General features: G+C 55.8%; 26 protein-coding genes. 9 read left to right on the forward strand and 17 right to left on the reverse strand.

Annotation, left to right across the window (positions count from 1 at the left end; all coding sequences use genetic code 11):
• From pilV (M0974_RS12290) to M0974_RS12310, 5 genes are all read left to right on the forward strand, one after another.
• Positions 1 to 509, forward strand: a 509-nt coding sequence (gene pilV / locus M0974_RS12290) for a type IV pilus modification protein PilV (protein ID WP_297836594.1), incomplete at its 5' end; no start/stop codon positions are given.
• Positions 509 to 1,318 carry a PilW family protein gene (locus tag M0974_RS12295; protein WP_297836596.1) on the forward strand — a complete coding sequence of 270 codons (810 nt, stop codon included), beginning with the start codon at positions 509 to 511 and terminating at the stop codon, positions 1,316 to 1,318. The genes pilV (M0974_RS12290) and M0974_RS12295, both read left to right, overlap by 1 nt.
• Positions 1,315 to 1,881 (forward strand): PilX N-terminal domain-containing pilus assembly protein, encoded by a 567-nt coding sequence (locus M0974_RS12300; protein ID WP_297836600.1) that lies wholly within the window; start codon positions 1,315 to 1,317, stop codon positions 1,879 to 1,881. The genes M0974_RS12295 and M0974_RS12300 overlap by 4 nt, the downstream gene beginning before the upstream one ends.
• 24 nt (positions 1,882 to 1,905) lie before the next feature.
• On the forward strand, positions 1,906 to 6,234 hold the full coding sequence (locus M0974_RS12305) for a PilC/PilY family type IV pilus protein (protein ID WP_297836603.1): 4,329 nt from the start codon (positions 1,906 to 1,908) through the stop codon (positions 6,232 to 6,234).
• Positions 6,235 to 6,243: 9 nt separating this feature from the next.
• Positions 6,244 to 6,651, forward strand: a complete 408-nt coding sequence (locus M0974_RS12310; protein ID WP_297836606.1) for a type IV pilin protein — start codon at positions 6,244 to 6,246, stop codon at positions 6,649 to 6,651.
• 48 nt (positions 6,652 to 6,699) lie between these two features.
• Here the strand turns inward: M0974_RS12310 and M0974_RS12315 are convergent, their stop codons facing one another.
• The 4 genes from M0974_RS12315 to pilV (M0974_RS12330) are packed head-to-tail and all read right to left on the reverse strand — an operon-like array spanning position 6,700 to position 8,775.
• Entirely contained in the window at positions 6,700 to 7,119 is a 420-nt protein-coding gene (locus tag M0974_RS12315) for a type IV pilin protein (protein ID WP_297836608.1), read from the reverse strand.
• Complete coding sequence (locus tag M0974_RS12320) at positions 7,116 to 7,625, reverse strand: PilX N-terminal domain-containing pilus assembly protein (RefSeq protein WP_297836611.1); 510 nt, start codon at positions 7,623 to 7,625, stop codon at positions 7,116 to 7,118. Before M0974_RS12320 ends, M0974_RS12315 begins: the two co-directional genes overlap by 4 nt.
• A gap of 11 nt (positions 7,626 to 7,636) precedes the next feature.
• Positions 7,637 to 8,317, reverse strand: coding sequence for a PilW family protein (locus tag M0974_RS12325; RefSeq protein WP_297836614.1), 681 nt, complete (start codon positions 8,315 to 8,317; stop codon positions 7,637 to 7,639).
• Positions 8,314 to 8,775, reverse strand: coding sequence for a type IV pilus modification protein PilV (gene pilV, locus M0974_RS12330; RefSeq protein ID WP_297836618.1), 462 nt, complete (start codon positions 8,773 to 8,775; stop codon positions 8,314 to 8,316). Before pilV (M0974_RS12330) ends, M0974_RS12325 begins: the two co-directional genes overlap by 4 nt.
• A 204-nt stretch (positions 8,776 to 8,979) precedes the next feature.
• Here pilV (M0974_RS12330) and M0974_RS12335 point away from each other — a divergent pair, with 204 nt between their 5' ends.
• Positions 8,980 to 9,474 (forward strand): GspH/FimT family pseudopilin, encoded by a 495-nt coding sequence (locus M0974_RS12335; protein WP_297836621.1) that lies wholly within the window; start codon positions 8,980 to 8,982, stop codon positions 9,472 to 9,474.
• Between the two features lie 80 nt (positions 9,475 to 9,554).
• On the opposite strand, the gene ispH is transcribed toward M0974_RS12335, so the two are convergent.
• The 6 genes from ispH to murJ all read right to left on the reverse strand — a co-directional run bounded on the left by ispH (position 9,555) and on the right by murJ (position 16,965).
• Positions 9,555 to 10,502: a 4-hydroxy-3-methylbut-2-enyl diphosphate reductase gene (gene ispH, locus M0974_RS12340; protein ID WP_297836623.1), complete on the reverse strand. Its 948-nt coding sequence runs from the start codon at positions 10,500 to 10,502 to the stop codon at positions 9,555 to 9,557.
• A 57-nt stretch (positions 10,503 to 10,559) separates the two neighbouring features.
• The gene (locus tag M0974_RS12345) at positions 10,560 to 11,027 is read right to left on the reverse strand and encodes a peptidylprolyl isomerase (protein ID WP_297836625.1); all 468 of its coding nucleotides are present in this window, start codon (positions 11,025 to 11,027) and stop codon (positions 10,560 to 10,562) included.
• On the reverse strand, positions 11,020 to 11,520 hold the full coding sequence (lspA, locus tag M0974_RS12350; RefSeq protein ID WP_297836628.1) for a signal peptidase II: 501 nt from the start codon (positions 11,518 to 11,520) through the stop codon (positions 11,020 to 11,022). Before lspA ends, M0974_RS12345 begins: the two co-directional genes overlap by 8 nt.
• Positions 11,513 to 14,344: an isoleucine--tRNA ligase gene (gene ileS, locus M0974_RS12355; RefSeq protein WP_297836631.1), complete on the reverse strand. Its 2,832-nt coding sequence runs from the start codon at positions 14,342 to 14,344 to the stop codon at positions 11,513 to 11,515. Before ileS ends, lspA begins: the two co-directional genes overlap by 8 nt.
• A 35-nt stretch (positions 14,345 to 14,379) precedes the next feature.
• Complete coding sequence (gene ribF / locus M0974_RS12360; protein WP_297836634.1) at positions 14,380 to 15,306, reverse strand: bifunctional riboflavin kinase/FAD synthetase; 927 nt, start codon at positions 15,304 to 15,306, stop codon at positions 14,380 to 14,382.
• Between the two features lie 120 nt (positions 15,307 to 15,426).
• Complete coding sequence (gene murJ, locus M0974_RS12365; protein WP_297836636.1) at positions 15,427 to 16,965, reverse strand: murein biosynthesis integral membrane protein MurJ; 1,539 nt, start codon at positions 16,963 to 16,965, stop codon at positions 15,427 to 15,429.
• Positions 16,966 to 17,217: 252 nt separating this feature from the next.
• Between murJ and rpsT the strand changes: the two genes are divergently transcribed.
• Positions 17,218 to 17,496, forward strand: a complete 279-nt coding sequence (gene rpsT / locus M0974_RS12370; RefSeq protein WP_297836639.1) for a 30S ribosomal protein S20 — start codon at positions 17,218 to 17,220, stop codon at positions 17,494 to 17,496.
• 101 nt (positions 17,497 to 17,597) lie between these two features.
• On the opposite strand, the gene M0974_RS12375 is transcribed toward rpsT, so the two are convergent.
• The 5 genes from M0974_RS12375 to rplU form a co-directional block, all read right to left on the reverse strand.
• Complete coding sequence (locus M0974_RS12375) at positions 17,598 to 18,071, reverse strand: CreA family protein (protein ID WP_297836641.1); 474 nt, start codon at positions 18,069 to 18,071, stop codon at positions 17,598 to 17,600.
• A gap of 30 nt (positions 18,072 to 18,101) precedes the next feature.
• On the reverse strand, positions 18,102 to 19,220 hold the full coding sequence (gene proB / locus M0974_RS12380) for a glutamate 5-kinase (protein WP_297836663.1): 1,119 nt from the start codon (positions 19,218 to 19,220) through the stop codon (positions 18,102 to 18,104).
• Between the two features lie 88 nt (positions 19,221 to 19,308).
• Positions 19,309 to 20,532, reverse strand: a complete 1,224-nt coding sequence (cgtA, locus tag M0974_RS12385; RefSeq protein WP_297836643.1) for an Obg family GTPase CgtA — start codon at positions 20,530 to 20,532, stop codon at positions 19,309 to 19,311.
• Between the two features lie 211 nt (positions 20,533 to 20,743).
• Complete coding sequence (gene rpmA, locus M0974_RS12390; protein ID WP_297836646.1) at positions 20,744 to 21,028, reverse strand: 50S ribosomal protein L27; 285 nt, start codon at positions 21,026 to 21,028, stop codon at positions 20,744 to 20,746.
• A 34-nt stretch (positions 21,029 to 21,062) separates the two neighbouring features.
• Entirely contained in the window at positions 21,063 to 21,374 is a 312-nt protein-coding gene (rplU, locus tag M0974_RS12395; protein WP_297836649.1) for a 50S ribosomal protein L21, read from the reverse strand.
• Between the two features lie 239 nt (positions 21,375 to 21,613).
• Between rplU and M0974_RS12400 the strand changes: the two genes are divergently transcribed.
• Together M0974_RS12400 and M0974_RS12405 are read left to right on the forward strand one after the other, a co-directional pair.
• Positions 21,614 to 22,582, forward strand: a complete 969-nt coding sequence (locus M0974_RS12400; protein WP_297836651.1) for a polyprenyl synthetase family protein — start codon at positions 21,614 to 21,616, stop codon at positions 22,580 to 22,582.
• A gap of 252 nt (positions 22,583 to 22,834) precedes the next feature.
• Positions 22,835 to 23,077 carry a hypothetical protein gene (locus tag M0974_RS12405; protein ID WP_297836654.1) on the forward strand — a complete coding sequence of 81 codons (243 nt, stop codon included), beginning with the start codon at positions 22,835 to 22,837 and terminating at the stop codon, positions 23,075 to 23,077.
• 88 nt (positions 23,078 to 23,165) lie between these two features.
• On the opposite strand, the gene M0974_RS12410 is transcribed toward M0974_RS12405, so the two are convergent.
• Positions 23,166 to 23,783 (reverse strand): FKBP-type peptidyl-prolyl cis-trans isomerase, encoded by a 618-nt coding sequence (locus tag M0974_RS12410; protein ID WP_297836657.1) that lies wholly within the window; start codon positions 23,781 to 23,783, stop codon positions 23,166 to 23,168.
• A 92-nt stretch (positions 23,784 to 23,875) separates the two neighbouring features.
• Positions 23,876 to 24,181, reverse strand: coding sequence for a DUF6482 family protein (locus M0974_RS12415; RefSeq protein ID WP_297836660.1), 306 nt, complete (start codon positions 24,179 to 24,181; stop codon positions 23,876 to 23,878).
• Between the last annotated feature and the right edge of the window lie 258 nt (positions 24,182 to 24,439).

Raw genomic sequence — 24,439 nt, forward strand, 5'->3', positions numbered from 1 at the left:
AATCCTCCGGATTCAGCATGATTGAGGTACTGGTCAGCCTGCTTGTCATCGTTGTGGGTGTATTAGGCATGGTCGGCCTGCAAAGCAAAGCGATTCCTTACACTCAGGATTCTGCACAGCGAAATACTGCCATCATGCTCGCCGATGATTTGGTGGAATTGATCAGAAGCAACCCGAATTGCGCCACCCTCGGTAGTTGTCAGAAGTTACCCGGCGCTTCGTTTCCAGGCGCCCCCGCTGCCTGTATCCCCACGCCCACAAGTTTCAATGATCAAGTCGGCTGCTGGGCAGTTCAAGCAGGCAATGCCCTACCGGGTGCCAGCACCCTATTAACAAGTGGATTCTACGTTTGCAACAGCACAACGCCAGGCGATGTAACCACTACAAGTTGCGGTGCAGGGAGCGAAATAGAGATACAACTTTCATGGACCGTCAAGACTGCTGGCGATTGTATGGACCCCTTAAACAGCAGTACGACCTGCACGTACAAAATCAGGACGCGGCTGTGATGAGTTTAAGCGCTGAAAAAAATAGCACTCACCCTTATCAGTGGGGCGTTTCGCTGATTGAGCTGATGATTGCCATGACCATCGGCTGCTTTTTAATCCTTGGTATTACGCAAATTTTTATAACCAACCAAAAAAGTTATCTGTTTCAGCAGAGCCAGCTTGGCAACGGGGAAAATGGCCGCTTCGCGCTTGCGGTGCTGGGACAGGAATTGTCGAAAGCGGGCTATCGAAGTCTGCCGACAACCATATTAAATGCCGATAACAGTTCCATTTCAGGCTGTAATTTCCCCGCTGGGATTTATGGGGTTTTTGCTGGGGTTTCGGTGGTCGCCATCTCACCCACCTCGCTGTGTATTCGCTACCAAGCCAACAATAGAGCCGACGTGTCATGCCAAGGCACGGCGCTGTCGAGTACTAACCAAAGCGTCATCGCGACACCCTATGCCCAATCTAATCCTATGATCGTTGAAAAAATCGCCCTTGATACCACAACGAATTCAATAACATGCACAACGGGGGGCACCACACAACAAATGGTGACCGGTGTTGCCGATCTCCGCTTCGACTATGGCTCCGGAGATGGCCCTTCTAAGACGGTGACTGTATTTGGCCCCAGTGCGACTCAAACGATAGGTGCAGTCCGCTATGCCGCCCTCATGCAGAGCGGCTCATCAACGATTAGGGACACCACTGATGTACCGAAGGCGCTATCAGACTGGAATACTCGCTTTGGCGGGACCATTTCCGATAACACCAAGGTTTATCAAATCGTACAGGACACCATCATGCTCCGGAATCAGATGCCATGACCGCGCCCTTGTGTTCGACCCATTTTCCTATGGTGCGCCACCAGGCAGGGGTAACGCTGTTAGTTGCCATTATCTTTCTGCTGATCATTACTGTTTTGGCCATTTCCAGCATGCACGGGGTATCACTTGAATCTCGCATCACTGCCAATCTCAAACAGCAAAAGACCCTGAGGAGCGCAGCGGAAGCCGGTCTACGTATGGGGGAAAGCAGCATCAGCAAGATCGCTGCCCCGACGTCGGTTAAAGCCTGCACGGCAACAACCTGCCTGCCTTGGGTGCAGTCTGAACTCACGACAACTACCACCGTTGATACACCTACCCAATTCGTAGCGGCTAATGCAGCAAACATGGCGACCGCCACGACCGCATACAATACGCAAATTCAATGGTACGTCGTACAACTCGGAATGTTGAGTGGCCAGAGCCTAAATAATTGTGCAATCAAGGGGTGTGGCGCTTGGTACTACGAGGTCAATGCGTGTGCGTCTACCGTATTGTGCACCAGCGACACCACGACTCAACGCGTCATCCTGCGCTCAGTGATCGCCCGTTACTACCCCTAAGTACATGCCAATACTGGATAACCCATGACTTGCTTAAAAAAAATTCACAGTATTTTCATCGCACTGACCGGTTTGCTTATTTTTAACGGCTCAACGACAGAAGCAGCCACCATCAGCCAAGTCCCGGCGCAACTGCCAAACTTCGTCAACACCGCCGTTCCGCCGTTAAACATGCTTCTGGTAGAACGCGACAACAAGCTTTTTTTTCCTGCCTATAATGATGCATCCGACTTGGATGGTGATGGGTCTATCGACATTCGCTACAAACCGTCAATCACCTACCTGGGGTATTTCGATTCGGGAAAATGCTACACCTACGGGGGCACTTATTTCTCTCCAACATCGATTACCACCACTAAAAAATGCAGTGGCAACTGGAGCGGCGACTACCTGAACTACCTGACCACTTCCAGGGCCGACGCATTACGAAAAGTACTGTATGGCGGCTATCGCTATGTCGACACCGCGACCCAAACCATCCTCTCCAGAGCCTATATATCCACGAATGCCCAAACCTGGGGCAAGGAATATAATAGCCTGACAGTAGACGGCTACAATCTCTCCGACTACACACCTTATCCGAACCCCACTGCCGGCAACTACGCACTTTTTGCAAACAACAGCCAAGGCACAGTTGAAGCCACGTACCCTCCACTGCTAAGGGTGCTTCCCAATATTGCCAACGTCCGTATATTTGGCTGGGTTTCCCGGGAAGTTGTTGAGGGCGGGACCACCGCCACCAACACAAGCCTCGTCGACATTCCGGTCTCACCGGTTGACTTTGCCGTCAGGGTCGAGGCCTGTAAAACCGGCTTTCTGGAAACAAATTGCAAGTTGTATCCGAATGGCCAATACAAGCCTACTGGCATCCTTCATGATTACGGCGAAGGTAATCAGATGTACTTTGGCTTGATGACCGGCACTTACACTAACAATCTTCAGGGCGGGGCCCTGCGCAAGGCAATGGGCAGCTTTGCCAGCGAAATTGATCCCTCCACTGGTATTTTCGGAACAAAAACGGGCTCAGCCTACACTAAAGGCGCCATCATCGGGACTCTCGACGGCTTGATATTAAGCCCTCTCACGTGCCCCTCTATCACCATCCCGCTAAACTCAACCTGCCCAAACGCGGGAAATCCACTGGCAGAAATGATGTATGAAACAATGCGCTACTTTAGTGGCACTACAACGCCCACCAGTGGCTATCTTTCCGGTGCAGCCGATACAACGCTCGGTCTTAGCGGACTGAGCAGTTGGACAAACCCTTACTCAAATACACCGAACTCAAATGCCACCCCTCCCACTTACCCATACTGCGCCAAACCGTTCGAGACCTTATTCAGCGACGTAAACCCAAGTTATGACTCAGACCTCCCTGGCAGCAGTTTTGCTACCACCGGCCTTCCGACGGCGACCACGGCCTTAACATCGCTGAACGTCTCAACCTTGGGCAGCACCATATGGAACAACGAGATAGGGGGTAGTGCAAGTATCAATATCGGCGAAGTGCTGACCCTCAACGATTCCGCGCCTACCGCTAAGACGGCATCAAGCTTTGGTAGTATTCGAGGGCTTCCAGACGAGCCTACGCGGCAGGGGACCTATGATGCAGCAGCGGTCGCTTATTACGCCAACACCAATCCGATCACGTCGATTGGTAGTCAGAAAGTTCAAACGTTTTCTATTGCACTCTCCTCGACACTACCGCGCATTCAGATCCCCCTCGGCACTGGCACCATTACGCTAGTACCTTTAGGTAAAGTTGTCAGTACAGCCCCCAACTACTCAACCGAACGCTTCAGCGGCTTCTACATAGACTCGCTCTATAACATGCCCAACCAACCCTTCGACACCACCGTGAACGGCGGCCGAGCGCAAGCTATTTTCCGGGTTGTGTACGATGACTGTACCCAAGGCTGTGACTTTGATATGGACGCTATCGTGCTCTATACGGTAGCGGTCAATGCACTTGGGACGTTGGATGTTACGCTGCAGACAACTTACTCGGCCGCAGGCTACGAATCCCACATGGGTTATACCATCTCCGGTACGACGCATGATGGCATCTACATGGAAGTAAGGGGTGGAGGGAGTTCAACCACTACAACCAACTATGCACTGGACACGCCTGGAACGAATTTGCCCGGCCAATGCCCATGCACGGGTACAACCAGCCAATTACCCGGCATGCTGACTAGCAGCGTCCCAGTAAAAATCAACGGTATCGCGACCACTAGCCATACACGCAACTTTACCGCTTCATCGACGAGCGTCATCACCAACCTGCAGAACCCACTCTGGTATGCCGCCAAGTGGGGCGGCTTCGGTGACTCGACCAACACAGCCAGCAGCCTGCCCGTCTCCGGACAGTGGGACTCGAACACGGCTAAAACACCTAACAACTACTTCTTGGTCACCAACGCCTCAACGCTAAGTGCTCAACTGTCCAAAGCCTTCAATCAAATTTTGCAAACAAACAGCTCAGTCTCCGCGCCGGCAGTGTCTCAGTCACTCGGCACCAGCAGTGCCAACTCCACTTATGTGAACAGCATGAATGTCGCCTATTGGAGTGGAGACCTGACCAAAACAACCACTACCACCACGACCGTGGGTACAAGCGTTACGACGAGTTCAGCGACCAACTGGGTGGCCAGCCAACAAATGCCCGCGTGGGGTTCGAGGCAGATCATGATGGCCAACTCGACCGGCACAGGCCTGCAGAGCTTCTCCTTTAGTAATCTTCCTGCGAACACCTTGACCTCGCCACAGGTAGACTTCATTCGTGGCGACACCAGCAACGCGACATCGACCTATCGCAAACGAGCCTCATTGATAGGAGACATCATCGACTCCGCACCTGTGATCGTCAGCACCGCCAACTTCGTTCCGTCGGTCGCGGAAACCTTGAGCGGACCGGTGGGAGGCTACTCTACGTTTAAAACCACCCAAGCTAGCCGCCGCGGTCAAGTGTATGTGGGTGCCAACGACGGTATGCTGCACGCATTCGATAGCAGTACCGGTGTCGAAAAGTTTGCCTTCATACCGACCGCCGTCATCCCTAACCTCAGCACATTAAGTGCCAGCACCTATAATTCGGACCCCTCACTGCACAGGTATTTTGTTGACGGTACACCGGTTACTTCAGACGTCTACTTCAGCGGGGCCTGGCACACCGTATTGATAGGTACGTTGGGGGGCGGGGGCCGTGAGATTTTCGCGCTGGATGTTACCAACCCGGACAACATAACCCTGCTTTGGGAAATCACCCCCCAGTCCACGGGGGCCGCCGATTTGGGTTACAGCTTTTCTATACCGGTCATTGCCAGGCTGCATTCAGGCAACTGGGGAGTCGTCGTAGGCAATGGTTACAGTGGCAACAACGGCGTGGCAGCGCTATTCATCATCGACGTCGGCACGGGCGGCGTGACCGAAATAAAAACACCTATCGCCGGTAATAATGGGCTGTCATCTCCGGTGGTGCTGGACTCAAACTCTGACGGCATCGCTGATTATGTATACGCCGGTGACCTGTTCGGTAATCTATGGCGATTCGACCTTCTTGGCAGCAGTTCTGCTAGTTTCGTCGTTTCCTTTGGCGGCACCACCCCCCTTTATACCGCGACCGTGAGCGACACAGCGGGTTCAGCGGTTCAATCCATTACAGCCCCGCCTGTGGTCGTGGCACACCCAAGCGGAGTGGGAGTTCTGGTGATATTCGGTACCGGCCGTTATTTCACCACCGCGGACAAGGCCAACACAGATCTGCAGACGTTATATGGCATTTGGGATAAACAACTGAGTACTACGAGTACAGCCCTTGCGCGTGCCAACTTACAAGCCCAGACCATTACGACTCAGGATAACAGCGCTACATTTAACGGCATCACAACCCCCATTCGGATTATCAGTAATAACACCGTAGATTGGACGACAAAATTTGGTTGGTACCTGGACCTGACCGCCAGCGGCGCCCTACTGGGCGAGCGGGTAGTTGATCCACTGGTTATTTCAGGCAGTGTGCTGCTGGCCTCTACGCGCACACCCAGCACCGATATTTGTTCACCAGGTCTGATTGGATGGACCTACGGCCTGGACCCAACGACCGGCGGGCGAACCAGCTTCACGGTGTTCAACCTTTCCCGGAGTGGAACCATTACCAGCACCGACAACTATAACGGAGGCGTCGTCAGCGCGTTCAGCACTAGCGCAGGTGGTTTTTCCGTGACCTCCGGCGCAAATAATGGGTCGCTCACCGGAACTATTTATAATAGTGGAAGCAACAGCGGCATTAATTATAACGGCGGACCATTTTATAACGGGCGCCAAACCTGGCGCGTTATGCCCTCGCCTTAGGAACTTAGCATGCGCAATGACAAGAAAGAGCAACACGGCTTTACGCTGATAGAATTGATGATCACCGTTGCGATCATTGGCATTCTTGCCGCGATTGCCTACCCGAGCTACACCACGTATGCACTGCATGGTTATCGCTCGGAAGGGATCGCACAGTTGGCTGACGGGGTCGCGCGAATGGAGCGTTACTATGCTCAAAACAGCACCTACGCAGCAGCCAATTTAGCCGCCATAGGCATTACCAATGCCACCTCACAAAGCGGTAAATACATCATCAGCTTCAACGGCCCCCCCGGCGCCACGACCTATTCTCTTCAGGTTGTTCCACAAGGTTCACAAGCCAATGATTCGTGCGGGACATTGAGCACTGATCAAACCGGTCTCAAATCACCGGTTACAGCAACCTGCTGGCAGTAGGCCTTCCACCTCAAAAAGCCCAGCTGAAAAGCTGGGCTTTAAAACCGGTTAACGCCCCCAGCACAGCTGGGGCGTAGCACCACCGGCCACGTTTAAGTTGTCGCGCTTGCCAACGTTATCCAGCACAAACCCGCCACACTTATCCCTACTCATCATCCCGACTGCAATCGGCGTCGCAGTCAACTTAAACGCCTGCACATCACGCTCAGCCACCAGCGCATATACCCTATTCCCCTGGGTAATTTCCAACCCCACGGCAGGCGGCCCAGCAACGTCCGAATACTGCCCATTGCGCGAATAGAACCGTTCCAACTGCTGTGCCGTTTCAGTGAGCAACCCGGTGATATCCGAGCGATGCGCTCGCTTCACGTAGTCGGTGTAACTGGGGTAAGCGATTGCGGCGAGGATGCCGACTATCGCGATGACAATCATCATTTCGATCAGGGTGAAGGCGCTTTGTCGCCTCACCGTATTTGCCGCCACATAATCCGACGCTCGGCAGCATAAACGCTCTCCAGTACCGTTCTCGAACTGCCTTGAATACCCACGCCGGTGATTCGATATAAGGTCCATGTCATCGGTGGTTCTCCTTTCAAAGGTGGCGGAATGTTCACGGGGTCGGCGGTTTCAGCAACGTTTTGCACCGCGTATAAACCTCCGCTGACGGCGATCCAGGTCACGCCAGAGCTCGGATTTAATCCTGGTGCGAATACGGTGAGTGCCTCGGCGGGAGGCGCACAGGCCATGGTGGTTGTGCAGCGGTCCAATGAGAAACCTGGCCTGCGCACTGCTGACTCGCCGATACGCAAGGCGGCTTCCGCAGCTTGAAAGGACTGATTACGCAGCTTTATGCTGCCGGCCATTTTTTCCTGAAGCACGGCATTTTCCATGGCTGAAACGCCGATCAAGGTGATCAGCAGTAAAAAAACCAGGCTGACCAACAGCACCATGCCGCGCTGCCTATGAGCGTTCATGAGCACTTCATCTATTCGAGCCTATTTCGCAAGGTAGCGACCACGTTGAAGGTCTGGTCTTTGACCCGCTTGGCCGGGTCAGTCAGCGTGAGGCTGACGCGCAAGCTGCGGATCAGCGCAGGGTTGGCGGGATTGGCGACGTAACGTGAAACCGACGTGCCTTCGGCGTTGGCGGCGACACCGAACAGCACCGAGAAGGCGCTGACGTTTTTGATCAGCCCGATGATTTCACCGGTGCGGCGGTTGTAGGTGTACGTCACTTTGCGGATCGGGAATTTCAACTGTCCGGGACCGGGTGTGCGGTCCGCTACATACGCAGCGGCGGAAGTCGCGCAATCGGACAGCACTACCCAGTCGGCTCTACCGCCGGTGGCGCCAACGTCGGCGGTAATCAAGGTCAGCTCTCGCTTGGCAGTGTTCCAAAGAATCGGCCTGTCTTGGGCGGCTGAAAAACCGCCGTTGACGTCATCTATCTTGGCCAGGCAGCCAAACATGCCGACCATCCGAACTTCCTGAAGCATTTTGCTCAGTAAAAATCGCGCATCCTCTTGCATGAACGCCGAGGCGGTTTGGCTGATATAGGTATCTTTGGCGCTGATGAACAACTGGAGCAAGCCAGCGGTGATGACCAGCCCCAACGTCATCGCCAGCATGATTTCTACCAGGCCGAAGCCTTTGGAATAGCGCCTCACGGTTGCACCAGCCGATCCACCGCGACGCGGCTGCGTAAGGTGAAGGTCTGCAAATCTTCCGTAGTATTAGTGGCCCGCGAGTCATTCCAGGTGACCGAGACTTCCACCGCGCGGCCAACCACCGCAATGCTGGCGTCTGCGTTGCTGCCAGCGACCGCGCTGATGTGGCTGGCGAAGTCAAAAAGATCCTGGTCGCGCGGCACAGCAAGGTTGCCAGCGGTTGGCGCAAAGGCCAACGAGGTGAGGGTGTAATCCGCGTCCGGGTTGGCACGGATGCGGTCCAAAATGTCGTAGGCGGCGAAACTGGCATGGCTGTGCAGCATCGCGCTGTCGGTGTACTTCAACGCATTGAGTTGCACCGCCGCCGCGCCCAGCAGACCGATCGCGACGATCAGCAGCGAGATCAGGACCTCGATCAGTGTCATCCCTGTTTGGAAATATCCGTTTCCATCGTGCATCAGCAGGCTCCCTCCGGCTTTCTCCGTCCGCCTATTGAAGCCGATGAAAGGTCAGCGCGGGGGCGAATGTGCGGCCGGATTTGTAACCAGACTCGTGCACACCGCGCAGACACAGCGACTCACAATTCGAGCGGACGAAAGACTTGGAGCGAGGGCGAATTGGGTGTTTTCTAGCAAACCTGATCGTGGGCAAGGATGCCAAGCATGGAGCAAGCAGGTTTTGGACTTATCCAATTGATGGCTGGGGTGGCGCTCATCGCCATTGCCGCGCAGCTAGCGGTTCCGGGCTTTGGACAATTGATCGAGTCACAGCGCCGCACAGAGGTCGCGAACCAGTTGACCAGTGCACTTCGATCCGCACGCACCGAGGCGATCATGCGCAACACGCCGGTATTGGTTCACGCAATAGACGACGACTGGAGTCTTGGCTGGCGGATCGTGCTCGAACAGAACGGCGCTGGCGGTGAGAGCAACGCGCTGCTGCGGGAGCACGCCAGCAACGGTAAGATACCGATTACTGGCAATTTCCGAGGAAAATCCTATGTACGCTTCAACGGTCTGGGTTCGGCCTTAACCAGTAACGGCACGCTGCTGGTCTGTGGAACAAAGCAGCCGATCAGCCATTACCAGATTCTGGTCGCTGCTAGCGGACGCGTTCGGGTTGAAAGCGACAAAGCCAAACAACAACCTTGTCGCTAAACACCGAGTTAAATCAACTCTGGGCATGGTCTGCGTGTCTTAGGACGCTTTCCCGAATGAATTCGGTCCCACAGTGGTCGTTACAACAACGATTTGACCCGAAGCTCTTTAGGCATTGAGAACGTGATGTTTTCTGCGCGCCCTGCCAGCTCATCGGCGCCGGTCGCGCCCCAGGCTTGCAACTGCTCAATCACGCCACGCACCAGCACTTCCGGGGCCGAAGCACCCGCAGTAATGCCAATGCGCTCTACACCGTCGAACCAGCTGCGCTGCAGGTCTTCGGCACCGTCGATCAAATAGGCCGGCGTCGCCAAGCGTTCTGCCAATTCGCGCAGGCGGTTGGAGTTAGAGCTGTTCGGGCTGCCGACCACCAACACCACATCGCATTCGTCGGCCAACTGCTTGACCGCGTCTTGGCGGTTTTGCGTGGCGTAACAAATATCGTCTTTGCGTGGGCCACCGATGCTCGGGAAGCGTAAGCGCAAGGCGTCGATCACTCGCCCGGTATCGTCCATGGACAAGGTGGTTTGGGTAACGAACGCCAGGCTTTCGGGATTGCTGACCTGCAGGTTAGCGACATCTTCCTCGTCTTCCACCAGATAAATCGCGCCACCATTACTGCCATCGTACTGGCCCATGGTGCCTTCGACTTCCGGATGGCCTTCGTGGCCAATCAAGATGCACTCACGACCATCACGACTGTAACGCGCGACCTCAATGTGCACCTTGGTCACCAACGGGCACGTGGCGTCAAACACCTTCAAGCCGCGCCCGGCGGCTTCAGTGCGTACGGCCTGGGACACGCCGTGTGCGCTGAAAATCACGATGACGTCGTCTGGGACTTGATCCAGCTCTTCGACAAAGATCGCGCCACGGGCACGCAGGTCTTCGACGACAAACTTGTTGTGTACCACTTCATGACGCACGTAGATCGGTGGACCGAAGACCTCGAGAGCACGATTGACGATTTCGATCGCGCGGTCCACTCCGGCGCAGAAGCCACGGGGGTTGGCGAGTTTGATTTGCATACGGTGCCTCGTTTCTACGCGCTGGATAGGCAGGACATCTGAAGAAGCTCTAAACAATCAGAGCGCCTTGACCTCGAAAATTTCAACTTCGAAGCTCAACGTCTTGCCCGCCAGCGGGTGATTGAAGTCGATGGTCACTTGGGCATCGTCGAATGCCTTAACGACGCCTGGCAATTCAGTATTGGCCGCGTCGTTGAAAATCACCAGCAGGCCGTCAGACAAGTCCATGCCCTGAAACTGCGAACGCGCAATGATCTGCACGTTTTGCGGGTTCGGCTGACCGAAAGCGTTCTCTGGCAGCACTTTGACTGTGCGTTTGTCACCCGCTTTAAAGCCAAAAATCGACATTTCAAAACCCGGCAGCAGGCTGCCATCGCCGACTTTGAAAGTCGCCGGGGCTTTATCGAAGGTGCTGTCTACAGTATCGCCATTTTCCAGGCGCAGAGCAAAATGCAGGGTGACTTCCGTGTTCTGGCCGATGCGTTGCTCGGTTGATGAGCTGTGGGCCAACGACTGTTCAGTCATGAACGGCTTCTCCGGACTTCTTACTTTTAAACATATCCAGCGCCAACATGATCGCGCCGACGGTAATCGCGCTATCTGCAAAGTTGAACGCCGGGAAATACCAGCGATTTTCCCAGTGAACGAGAATGAAATCGATCACATGGCCCAGCACGATGCGGTCATAAAGGTTGCCAAGGGCTCCCCCGAGAACCAAAGCCAGCGCCACGGCGAGCCAGGTTTCGCCCCGGCCAAGCCGCTTCAGCCACACCACCAGTACCGCACTCACCACTACCGCGATAAGTGCGAACAACCAGCGCTGCCAGCCTGAGCTGTCAGCAAGGAAGCTGAAGGCCGCCCCTGTGTTATAGGCCAAGGTCCAACTGAAATACTTCGGAATAACGACGATTTGCTGATAAAGCGTCAACCCATGCTCGAAGTAGAACTTGCTGGCCTGATCAATGATCAGGACCAGCACGCTCAACCAGAGCCAGCTCAAGCGGCCTGCATTAGGCATAGTGACGAACCTCGCCCTTACCGCTGATGTTGTCTACGCAACGACCGCAGATTTCTGGGTGCTCAGGATCAACCCCAACGTCCTCGCGGTGATGCCAGCAACGGGCGCACTTCGGATACCCGGATTTGACGACTTTCAGCTTCAGACCGCTGACTTCCGTGACCACTGCATCAGCAGGCGCATCGATGAACGGAGCGACGCTGGCAGTCGACGTGATCAGTACGAAGCGCAGTTCGTTGCTCAACTTCGACAGGTCAGCGACCAGCGAGTCTTCAGCGTACAAGGTCACTTCCGCTTGCAGGTTGCCGCCGATGGCTTTGGCTGCACGCAGATTTTCCATTTCTTTGTTGACCGCAACTTTCACCGCCATGACCCGTTCCCAGTAAGCGCGGTCCAGCTCGAAGCCTTCCGGCAGTTCGCTGAGGCCTTCGTACCAGGTGTTGAGCATCACGGATTCGTTGCGCTCGCCCGGCAGATACTGCCACAGCTCGTCGGCAGTGAAGGCCAGGATCGGGGCGATCCAGCGTACCAATGCTTCAGAGATGTGGAACAGTGCCGTCTGGCATGAGCGTCGAGCGGTGCTGTCAGCTGCGGTGGTGTATTGACGGTCTTTGATGATGTCCAGGTAAAAACCGCCCAGCTCCTGCACGCAGAAGTTATGCACCTTGGAATACACGTTCCAGAAGCGGTATTCACCGTAGTGCTCTTGCAGCTCACGTTGCAGCAACAAGGCACGGTCTACGGCCCAACGGTCCAGCGCCAGCATTTCGTCGGCAGGCAGGATGTCGGTGGCCGGATTGAACCCAGTCAGGTTGGAGAGCAGGAAGCGTGCAGTGTTGCGGATCCGCCGGTAGGCGTCAGCGCTGCGTTGCAGGATCTGGTCGGAAACTGCCATTTCACCCGAATAATCGGTGGCCGAAACCCACAGACGCATGATGTCAGCGCCCAAGGAATCGTTGACCTTTTGTGGTGCGATGACGTTGTTCAACGACTTCGACATTTTGCGGCCGTTCTCGTCGACCACAAAACCGTGGGTCAACAATTCGCGGTACGGCGCGTGGTTGTCGAGCATGCAGCCGGTCAGCAACGAGGAGTGGAACCAGCCGCGGTGTTGATCCGAACCTTCGAGGTACAAGTCGGCACGCGGGCCGGTTTCGTGGCCCATCGGATGCGAACCGCGCAGTACGTGCCAATGCGTCGTACCGGAATCGAACCAAACGTCCAGCGTGTCGGAGATTTTGTCGTACTTCGAAGCTTCGTCGCCGAGCAATTCGGAGGCGTCCATCTTGAACCAGGCTTCGATGCCTTCCTGTTCAACACGCAGCGCGACTTCTTCCATCAGCTCGACAGTACGTGGGTGCAGCTCGCCGCTTTCCTTATGCAGGAAGAACGGGATCGGCACGCCCCAGTTACGTTGACGCGAGATACACCAGTCAGGACGGTTGACGATCATTGAGTGCAGGCGCGCCTGACCCCATGCCGGAACGAACGCGGTCTCTTCAATGGCTTTGATTGCACGCTTACGCAACGTGTCGCCGGTGGTCGGCTGCTTGTCCATGCCAACGAACCACTGCGCTGTAGCGCGGTAGATCAGCGGCGTTTTGTGCCGCCAGCAGTGCATGTAGCTGTGGGTGATGGTTTCGGTGTCCAGCAGGGCACCTACTTCCGCCAACTTGTCGATGATGTTCTGGTTGGCCTTGAAGATGAACTGGCCACCAAAGAACTCCAGCGAATCGACATACACACCGTTGCTTTGCACCGGGCTGATGATGTCGTCGTTGGTCAGGCCGTAACTTTTGCTGATCACAAAGTCGTCGACGCCGTAGGCCGGCGAGCAGTGAACCACGCCAGTACCAGCGCCCAATTCCACGTAGTCAGCCAAGTAAATCGGCGACAGGCGGTCATAGAACGGGTGACGGAAGTTGATCAGTTCCAGTGCCGCACCGGTGGTGGTGGCGACTACCGAACCTTGCAGGTTGTAGCGTGCCAGGCAGGCTTCGACCAGTTCCTCAGCCAGCACCAGGTATTTGTCGCCGACATCGACCAGCGCATAGGTGAACTCCGGATGGACGTTCAGCGCCTGGTTGGCCGGGATGGTCCACGGGGTGGTGGTCCAGATCACGATGGAGGTCGGTTTGGCCAGCGTTGGCAGACCGAACGCGGCGGCCAGCTTGGCTTCATCAGCGATTGGGAACGCGACGTCGATGGTCGAGGACTTTTTGTCCTGGTATTCAACTTCCGCTTCAGCAAGCGCCGAACCGCAGTCGAAGCACCAGTTGACTGGTTTCAGGCCCTTGAACACGAAACCACCCTTGACCATTTCGGCCAATGCGCGGATTTCACCGGCTTCGTTAGCGAAGTCCATGGTGCGGTACGGGTTTTTCCAGTCGCCCAACACACCCAAGCGGATGAATTCGGCTTTCTGGCCTTCGATCTGCTCAGCAGCGTAGGCGCGGCTCAGTTCGCGAGTCTTGTCCGCAGGCAAGTTTTTGCCGTGGGTGACTTCGATTTTGTGCTCGATCGGCAGGCCGTGGCAGTCCCAACCCGGAACATAAGGCGCGTCGAAACCCGAAAGGGTTTTCGAGCGGATGATCATGTCCTTAAGAATTTTGTTAACGGCATGACCGATGTGAATATTGCCGTTGGCATACGGAGGACCGTCGTGCAGCAAGAACTTTGGACGATCCTTACCAATCTCACGCAGCTTCTGGTACAGGCCAATGCTGTCCCAGCGCTGCAATATTTGCGGCTCGCGCTGGGGCAGGCCGGCCTTCATTGGGAAGGCGGTGTCCGGAAGGTTTAGCGTGGCTTTATAGTCGGTCATTTAAGGCTCTTAATTAGCGATTAGCGCTACAAAGGTTACTTGCGCCAATGGGCACGGGCGGTGGCGACATCCGCATTGATCGCCGTCTTCAGCGCCTCTAACGAGGCAAATCGCTGCTCATCACGCAGCTTTTGGTGGAAAGCCACCGTCAAACGCCGGTCATATAGATCGCCGGTAAAGTCCAAAATGTGTATTTCCAGGTGGGCATTGCCATCACCCGCGACCGTCGGACGTACGCCAATATTGGCGACACCTGGCCAGGTCTGGCCGTCGATTTCCGTACTCACCAGGTACACCCCGGTAAACGGCACACGACGGCGCTTGAGTTGTACGTTGGCGGTGGGCGTACCCAACTGCCGAGCCAGTTTCTGGCCGTGTAACACGCGTCCAGTAATTTGAAACGGTCGACCCAGTAAGCGCTCGGCCAAGGCAAAATCCGCAATAGCCAAGGCATCACGGATCTTGGTGCTGCTGACCCGAACGCCATCAATCTCTACGGTTTGCGCCGCTTCCACAGTGAACCCCTGGGTCGCGCCTGCTTGCTGCAAAAAGTCGAAATCGCCCATCCGGTCGCAGCCGAAACGGAAATCGTCGCCAACTTCCAGGTGCTTCACGCCCAGACCATCAACCAGAATGGTGTCGACGAACTCAGCGGCACTGAGCTTCCTCAAACGCTGATTGAAGGCCAGGCACAGCACCAGGTCAACGCCCTCGCCCGCCAGCAATTCGAGCTTGTCACGCAGGCGCGTCAAACGTGCCGGCGCAGTCTCCGGAGCAAAGAACTCGCGTGGCTGTGGTTCAAAAATCACCACGCAGGTGGGCAGGCCCAGCTCGACCGCTCGTTCACGCAGTCGCGCCAGGATAGCCTGGTGACCACGGTGAACACCGTCAAAGTTGCCAATAGTGGCGACACAGCCCCGATGCTGGGGGCGCAGATTTTGGAGGCCTCGAACCAGCTGCATAACACGCTTCTTGCTCATAAAGTGGCCGATTATAACCACACCAGGCCCGGTACGACAGGCAACAGTCCCAGGCAACCTGCAAGCAAACGCCTTGGGACACGAAAAACCGACGAATATTTCTTACATAATCGCTTTGCGAGCGAAGTCCTTCAGGCGAAAGCCCAGCAACAGCAAGACACTGAAATAAGTCACCACACCCGCAGCCACCAAGCCGCCCAAGCGAAGCAGCCGCTCCAGCATGCCGCCTTGATCCCACGCAGGCATGAAATGCATCAGGCCCAGCAGCACGCCCGACATCACCAGCACCGCGACGATCAGCTTGAACAAAAACGCCGTCCAACCTGGCTGTGGTTGAAATAAATCCTGCTTTCTCAGCTGATAAAACAGCAGACCCGCATTAATACAGGCGCCGACACTGATCGCCAACGCCAAACCTGCGTGGTGCAGCGGCCCAATGAACGCCAGGTTAAGCAGTTGAGTAACAATGAGGGTGAAGATGGCAATTTTCACCGGGGTGCGGATATTTTGTTGCGCATAAAAGCCTGGTGCCAACACCTTTATGACGATGATGCCCAGCAAGCCTACCGAATACGCAATCAATGCACGCTGGGTCATGACAGCGTCCAGCGCGCTGAATTTGCCGTACTGGAACAGCGAAACCGTCAGCGGCTCAGCCAGCAACCCCAACGCCAATGTACACGGCAAGACCAATACGAAGCACAGGCGCAGGCCCCAGTCGAGAATCAGCGAATACTCGTGACGGTCTTTGCTGGCGTAGGTTTTCGACAGCACCGGCAACAGGATCGTACCCAACGCAACGCCGAGCACGCCCGAGGGCAATTCCATCAAGCGGTCGGCGTAATACATCCATGACACAGAACCAGCCGCGAGAAACGAGGCGAATATTGTATTAATGATCAGAGAGATCTGGCTGACCGAAACCCCAAGAATCGCCGGCAGCATCTGTTTCATGACGCGCCACACACCGCTGTCCCGCAGGTTCAGGCGTGGTAACACCAACATGCCGATCTTTTTCAGGTGCGGCAGTTGATATAGCAATTGCAGTAAACCGCCGACCAGCACTGACCAACCAAGCACCATGACCGGCGGGTGGAAATACGGCGTCAGGAACACCGCGAAGACGATCATGCTCAGGTTTAGCAAGGTTGGCACGAACGCCGGCACCGAGAAGCGATTCCACGTGTTGAGGATCGCCCCAGCCAGCGATGACAGGGAAATCAGCAATATATAAGGAAAGGTCACGCGCAGCAGGTCGGTAGTCAGCGCAAACTTTTCCGGCGTATCGGCAAAACCCGGCGCGGTAATCCAGATAACCCACGGCGCAGCGACGATCCCCACCAGCGTGACCACCGCTAACACCAGCGTCAGTAAGCCACTGACGTACGCAATTAATGTCCGCGCCGCTTCTTCGCCTTTTTGATTCTTATATTCAGCAAGAATCGGCACAAACGCTTGAGAGAAGGCGCCCTCAGCAAATATCCGCCGCAGCAGGTTGGGCAATTTAAACGCGATAAAGAACGCATCCGTTGCCATTCCTGCACCGAAAGTACGGGCAATTATGGTGTCTCGAACGAAGCCCAAAACGCGGGAGACCATCGTAATAGAGCTGACGGCGGCTAATGATCTGAGTAGGTTCATGTAAAGAGTTTTGCGCCTTGGCCAAAGGACACGCCATTGGGCCGTCCATATATGCGATACTCCGCGCCCGCAGCAGCAGCACAGAGCCAAAGCCCGCGAGTTTACAGGTCGCACGCTGGAAATAAATATCCGGCGTTGCATTAGCACCACTCAGCGGAGCACGTCAAATGCCCTTGACAAGACCCTATCTCATCGGCATTATTCGCGGCCTATTTTGTTTGCTAATTTCCAAGTCTTTCGAGGAGCTCGACGGTGGCCAACACACCTTCCGCCAAAAAACGTGCAAAACAGGCTGAGAAGCGTCGCAGCCACAACGCCAGCATGCGTTCCATGGTTCGTACCTACATCAAGAATGTGGTTAAAGCCGTTGACGCTAAAGACGCTGAAAAAGCGCAAGCTGCTTACATTCTTGCTGTACCAATTATCGACCGTATGGCCGATAAAGGTATCATCCACAAGAACAAAGCCGCTCGCCATAAGAGCCGCCTGAATGGCCACGTCAAGGCTTTGAACCTTGCTGTTGCCGCTTAAGCGATAAGCTTTTTAAAAAACCGACCTCAGGGTCGGTTTTTTATTGCCTGCGATTTGGGGTGGAACCACAGAGAAATCAAACCTCTGTAGGAGCCCCGATATCACTGCACGGGCGCAGCCGGCACCCACGGTACGATTGGGATGGCGGTCACTGCGTTCTGCGGGCTGCCTTCGATGATTCGGTCGCTGTAGACCAGGTACACCAGCGTGTTGCGTGTCTTGTCGAGGAAGCGAACCACTTGCATGGTCTTGAACACCAGTGAGGTGCGCTCCTTGAAGACTTCATCGCCGTCCTTCAGCGGCTCCTTAAACTTGATCGGACCCACCTGACGGCACGCGATGGACGCCTCGGCGCGATCTTCAGCCAAGCCCAAACCACCCTTTACCCCACCGGTCTTGGCCCGCGACAGGTAGCACGTCACACCCTCTACCTTGGGATCGTCAAATGCCTCGACCACGATCCGGTCGTTGGGCCCGACAAACTTGAACACCGTCGACACCGATCCAATTTCTTCCGCCGAAGCCAGTAACGGCAAGGCCAACAGAACGCCCAATAGCCCGCTTACGATTCGCATAGCATCTTCCTTAATTAGGGTTGCAGCCGTTCAGACCAGAATCAGATTATCGCGATGCACCAACTCGGGCTCAGCCATGTAGCCCAAGACTTTCACAATGGCATCCGACGACTGACCGATGATCTTTTGTGCTTCCAGCGCACTGTAATTACTCAAGCCGCGCGCCACTTCACGACCATCAGGCGCGACACACACCACCATCTCGCCGCGACGGAAGCTGCCCTGCACAAGCTTTACACCCACCGGCAACAAGCTTCGATGCCCCTCCGCCAAAGCGGTAACCGCGCCCGCATCGAGCACCAGCGTGCCACGGGTTTGCAAATGCCCAGCCAGCCATTGCTTGCGCGCCGCGAGCATTTCACGCTCAGGAGACAACAATGTACCTAGCTGCTCGCCTTCTTTAAGGCGCGCCAGCACACGATCAATCAACCCGCCGACAATCACAGTGTGCGCACCAGAACGCGCAGCCAGACGCGCAGCGCGCAGCTTGGTCTGCATTCCGCCACGACCTAGCGCACCACCGGTACCACCCGCCACAGCGTCCAGCGCCGGATCATCAGCACGCGCCTCACTGATCAGCTTCGCATCAGGGTTGTTGCGCGGATCAGCATCGAACATGCCATCGCGATCCGTCAGGATCACCAACAGGTCGGCCTCAACCAGGTTTGCCACCAACGCCGCCAGGGTATCGTTGTCGCCGAAACGGATTTCATCGGTGACCACGGTGTCGTTTTCGTTGATAACCGGAACCACACCAAGGTCCACCAGGGTGCGCAAGGTGCTGCGAGCGTTCAGGTAACGCTTGCGGTCGGACAGATCGTCGTGGGTCAGCAGAATCTGCGCGGTATGACGACCATGCTCGGCAAAGCTCGACTCCCAAGCCTGCACCAGCCCCATTTGCCCGATGGCGGCAGCGGCCTGCAATTCGTGCATGGCGCTGGGGCGGGCGGTCCAGCCCAAGCGGCTCATACCGGCCGCTACGGCCCCGGAAGACACTAGAATCAGTTCGACGCCCGCTTCTTGCAGCGCCACCATCTGTTTGACCCAGACCGCCATTGCCGCCCGGTCCAACCCTTTGCCGTCAGCGGTCAGCAGTGCGCTACCGATTTTCACGACCCAGCGCTGGGCACCCGTCACTTTGCTGCGCATCATCTTCCAACCTTAGCCAGAGAATTTTGATTAATTCGAGATACAAAAACGCCGCTAATAATAGCGGCGTTCAGTTTACTGCACCCGATCAGTCACGGACGTAAATGATTTCCGGGCCGTCTTCGTCATCTTCGTCGTCATCACCCCAAACATCTTCTTCGGCGTCATGCACACTCTTCACGCCAGTGCGGCGCAAGGTGCGCGCATCGTCCAACGCCTGCAGTTGCGCGCGCGCTTCGTCTTCGATGTTCTGATCCAACTCAGCCAGCTCACGCGCGAAGACTGGGTCTTCGGCGATGCGCAGGTTGCGCTCTTCGAGGTAACGCATGATGTCGCGGCTCAGTTGCTCGGTACCCTGCTTGGAGATTGCCGAGATCACGTACACCGGGCCAGTCCACTCCAAACGGTCAACGATTTCCTTGACCCGCTCTTCGTGCTCTTCTTCAAGGATCTGATCGCACTTATTCAGCACCAACCAACGATCACGATCAGCCAGTGAAGGGCTGAACTTGACCAGTTCGTTGACGATCACTTCAGCCGCGTCCGGGGCACTGGTTTCATCCAGCGGCGCCATGTCAACGAGGTGCAGCAGCAAACGCGTACGCGCCAAATGCTTGAGGAAGCGAATGCCGAGGCCAGCGCCATCGGAAGCGCCTTCGATCAAGCCCGGGATGTCGGCAACCACGAAGCTTTTCCAGCGGTCGACGCTGACAACGCCCAGGTTCGGGATCAACGTAGTAAACGGATAGTCAGCTACTTTCGGCTTGGCAGCAGAAACGGAACGGATGAAGGTGCTTTTGCCAGCGTTTGGCAAACCCAGCAGACCGACGTCCGCCAGCACTTTCAATTCCAGCTTCAAATCGCGCTGATCACCGAATTTACCCGGCGAAGTCTGGCGCGGCGCCCGATTGGTACTGGACTTGAAACGCGTATTGCCCAGACCGTGCCAGCCGCCACTCGCCACCAGCAAACGCTGGCCGGCCTTGGTCAGGTCGCCGATAATTTCCTGGGTCGCAGCGTCGATCACTGTGGTGCCGACTGGCACGCGCAGCACCATCTCTTCGCCTTTCTTACCGGTGCAGTCTGCGCTGCCGCCGTTAGAACCGCGCTCAGCGTCAAAGTGACGGGTGTAACGGTAGTCGACCAAGGTGTTGAGGTTTTCGTCGGCGATCATGTAGATCGAGCCGCCATCACCGCCATCACCACCGTTAGGGCCGCCATTTTCGATAAATTTTTCGCGACGGAAGCTCATGCAACCGTTGCCGCCATCGCCCGCTTTTACGCGGATGGAAACTTCATCAACAAACTTCATTTAAAGCACGCCTCTCGCCACAGGGACGAGCTGAATAATACAAAAATATAAGACTCTTGCCAAAAATGAGCGTTGCGATACCGATCAGAAACCAGCGACCTCAGAGGTCCACATCACAACAGCCCGCACAAACAGTTTTGCAAGAGACTCACCTACGCCTACAAACAAAAAAGCCCCGTCGCGAGACAGGGCTTTTCCAGCAACTACGTAATTATGCCGCGACGACTACTGCAGCTGCAGTCTTCGGAACGATGCTTACGTAGCGACGACCGAAGGCGCCCTTAACCTGGAACTTGATCACGCCTTCCACTTTCGCGAACAGGGTGTGATCTTTACCCATGCCTACGCCGTAGCCAGCGTGGAATTGGGTGCCGCGCTGACGCACGATGATGTTGCCCGGAATGATTGCCTGGCCGCCATACATCTTGACGCCAAGGCGTTTGGCCTCTGAGTCACGACCGTTACGGGTACTACCACCAGCTTTTTTGTGTGCCATGAGTTCAATACTCCAAATAGAGGATTAGGCTGAATTAAGCCTGAATACCGGTGATTTTGATCTCGGTGTACCACTGGCGGTGGCCCATACGCTTCATGTGGTGCTTACGACGACGGAACTTGATGATGCGGATTTTATCGTGGCGACCTTGGGAGATCACTTCAGCAACAACAGTTGCGCCTACAACGACAGGAGCGCCGATGCTGAGCTCTTCGCCGTCGCCGATCAACAAAACACGATCAAAAGTCACGGATTCGCCGGTAGCGATTTCGAGCTTTTCGATCTTCAGGTATTCGCCCGGGGCGACTTTGTACTGCTTGCCACCGGTAACAATTACTGCGTACATGGTATTTCTCCGTTAATCCTGCTCACCCAGCTCTTTATAAGTAGAGTATCGGCTGGCATGGCTGCGTAGGGCTGGAACGGCCCGTTGCAATTGCGTAAGGCAGGTGCTGCCCAGGAAAGTTAGGGTGCGCGATTGTACGCAAGGCGCTAACGTGATGCAAGTGCCGAAACGTCGTACCTTGACAGGTTCCGGCCCTGCACCTAGCATGCCGCGCAACCCTTCTGGAGCGCCTGTCGCTGATGCAACCCCAAGCTTTCTACCGCGCGGTGGCGGACGACTTTAGTGCCGTCGACGTCATCATCAAGAAACAGCTGACTTCGCGTGTACCGCTGGTGTCTAAAATCGGCGACTACATTACGTCGGCTGGCGGTAAGCGCCTGCGTCCTTTATTGGTACTGCTATGTGGCAAGGCACTTGGTCGCGAAGGCGACGATCTGCGCTTGCTGGCGGCGACCATTGAGTTCCTGCACACCGCAACCCTGCTGCACGACGACGTGGTAGACATGTCCGGTATGCGCCGTGGCCGCTCCACCGCCAACGCCTTGTGGGGCAACGCGCCCAGCGTACTAGTCGGCGACTTCCTGTACTCGCGCTCCTTCGAGATGATGGTGGAACTAGGCTCCATGCCAGTGATGAAAATCCTGTCCAAGGCCACCCGTGTCATTGCCGAGGGCGAAGTGCTGCAGTTGTCGAAGATTCGCGACGCCAGCACTACAGAAGAAACGTACATGGAAGTGATTCGTGGCAAAACAGCCATGCTGTTTGAAGCCTCGACCCACAGCGCTGCGGCCTTGTGCGAAGCCCCGTTTGAGCAGATCGAAGCCCTTCGCACGTTCGGCGATCACCTTGGCGTGGCCTTTCAGTTGGTCGATGACCTGCTGGATTACCGCGGCGATGCCGAAACCCTGGGCAAAAACGTCGGTGATGACCTCGCCGAGGGCAAACCTACCCTGCCGCTGATCTATACCATGCGCGAAGGCACGCCGGAACAGGCTGCACTGGTACGCCAGGCTATCCAGAAAGGAGGCCTCGAAGACCTCGAAAGCATCCGCGAAGCCGTTGAAAACGCGGGCGCTCTGGATTACACCGCACAGCTGGCCCGTGATTATGTCGCCAAGGCCATTGCCTGCCTTGATGTGTTGCCCGCCAGCGAATACCGCGATGCGTTGATCGAGCTGAGTGAATTCGCGGTAGCGCGTACTCACTGATACACCGCAGCGCCCCATTCGCGAACAAGTTCGCTCCCACCGAGATCGGTGTAACGCCCAAAATTCGGCGTCATACACAGAATCTGTGGGCGCGAACTTGTTCGCGAAGGCGGCGTGTCAGGTACGGCGTTTTCCCGAATGAATTCAGTCCCACAGCTTGAGATCACACACCCTTCCGACGAAATGACCAATAGTCCCTTGCTATTATAGAAATAAGAATTATTCTCATTATCACCACCAAGGAGATGAGACATGACTTATTTGATCGATGCATGGCTGGACCGCCCGCACCCGTACCTACGAATTCTCCACCGTGAAACGGGAGAAGTCTGTGCGGTGCTGGGAGAGGAAGCGTTGGGAGAGTTGCGTGAGCAGGGCGATCTGGATGTCACAGACCTGAGTTCGACTGAACCCGGCGTGCTTAAGGAGACGGTGCGTAATCTGTTTCTGTTCTGCTATGCCCGGGCATTGCGACCGGTGAGCGAGCTGCACTGAGCATGACGTTTAAACCCGCCATGCCCAGCCACGATTGCTGAACGAATCTGGACGATCCGCTCAGCAATCATCAGCTTGAAAGCGCTGGTTACAGAACGTCTAACAATTCGACGTCAAACACCAGAACGCTATGCGGCGGAATGCTGCCAACGCCTTGCGCGCCATACGCCAATTCACTCGGAACGTGCAGACGCCATTTGCTGCCGGCCTTCATCAGTTGCAATGCTTCGGTCCAACCGGGAATAACGCCGCCGACCGGGAATTCAGCTGGCTCACCACGATCATACGAGCTGTCGAATACAGTGCCGTCGATCAGCGTGCCGTGGTAGTGGGTACGGACTTGATCTTCACGGGACGGCTGAGCGCCCTCGCCTGCGGTCAGCACTTCAAATTGCAGACCGGAAGCCAGCGTGGTGACTCCGTCACGCTTGCCATTTTCAGCCAGGTAAGTCAGGCCAGCACCGGCAGCTTCTTCGGCCTTGGCCGCTGCTTCTGCCTGCATGATTTCGCGAATGACTTTGAAGCTGGCAGCCATTTGCTCTTGGCCAACACGGCTTTCTTTGCCATGGAACGCGTCGTTCAGACCGGCCAGGATCGCATCCAGGTCGATGCCTGGCGGCGGGTTGTCGCGCAGTTGGTCGCCCAACTGACGGCCGATACCGTAACTGACGCGGGTTTCGTCGGTGGACAGATTAACTTCGGACATAACACTGCTCCGCTGAGGAGCGCCAGAAGACGCCCCGAACTAAAAGGCCGAGCAGCCTAGCACAGTTGAGCAATGGCCCCCATCCGCAGGTGTTACAAGGTAGAGCGGAAGGAAATCGGCACGCGCAACGTTTGCTCATCGACGTTTGGTAAGCCGCACATCTCATCGTGAACCACTGAGTGAACCAGATTAAGCGGCACCGTGCGCACCAAGTGCAACACATCGCGCGCGTGTTCCACTGAGCGCAAGTGCATGGTTTTGCCGTTTATGTCATTCAGCGGATGCGCCAACCCTTGCATACGGGCTTCCAGTAGGTAAATCCCACCCTCCATGGAGATAAGATTTAATTCGTCAACGTGCCCGGCGTGGGCGTAAGCGGTCAACTCTTGAAGATTCATGTGTAAACCCTATTGAGCAATGCACAAGTTTCGGTGATTAAGTCTTGCTCACTACGGGAAAATAACAACCTTGCCGCTGTTCCGCCGGTCTGTTTGATTGCAGGCGAAGAATTATCGGGTTGTCGGGCAGGTTCGTATTCCTGAGCCTTTAAAATACGACCTCGAATTTTCTGCCGCGTGCCTTACACTTCTGAGCAGATGCGACGAATGCGAGCGATCCGGTTCGGGCTATCGCCGCCCTCCACCTGACAGGAACAC

The sequence above is a fragment of the Pseudomonas sp. genome (genome assembly GCF_026224925.1).
Classification (GTDB): domain Bacteria; phylum Pseudomonadota; class Gammaproteobacteria; order Pseudomonadales; family Pseudomonadaceae; genus Aquipseudomonas.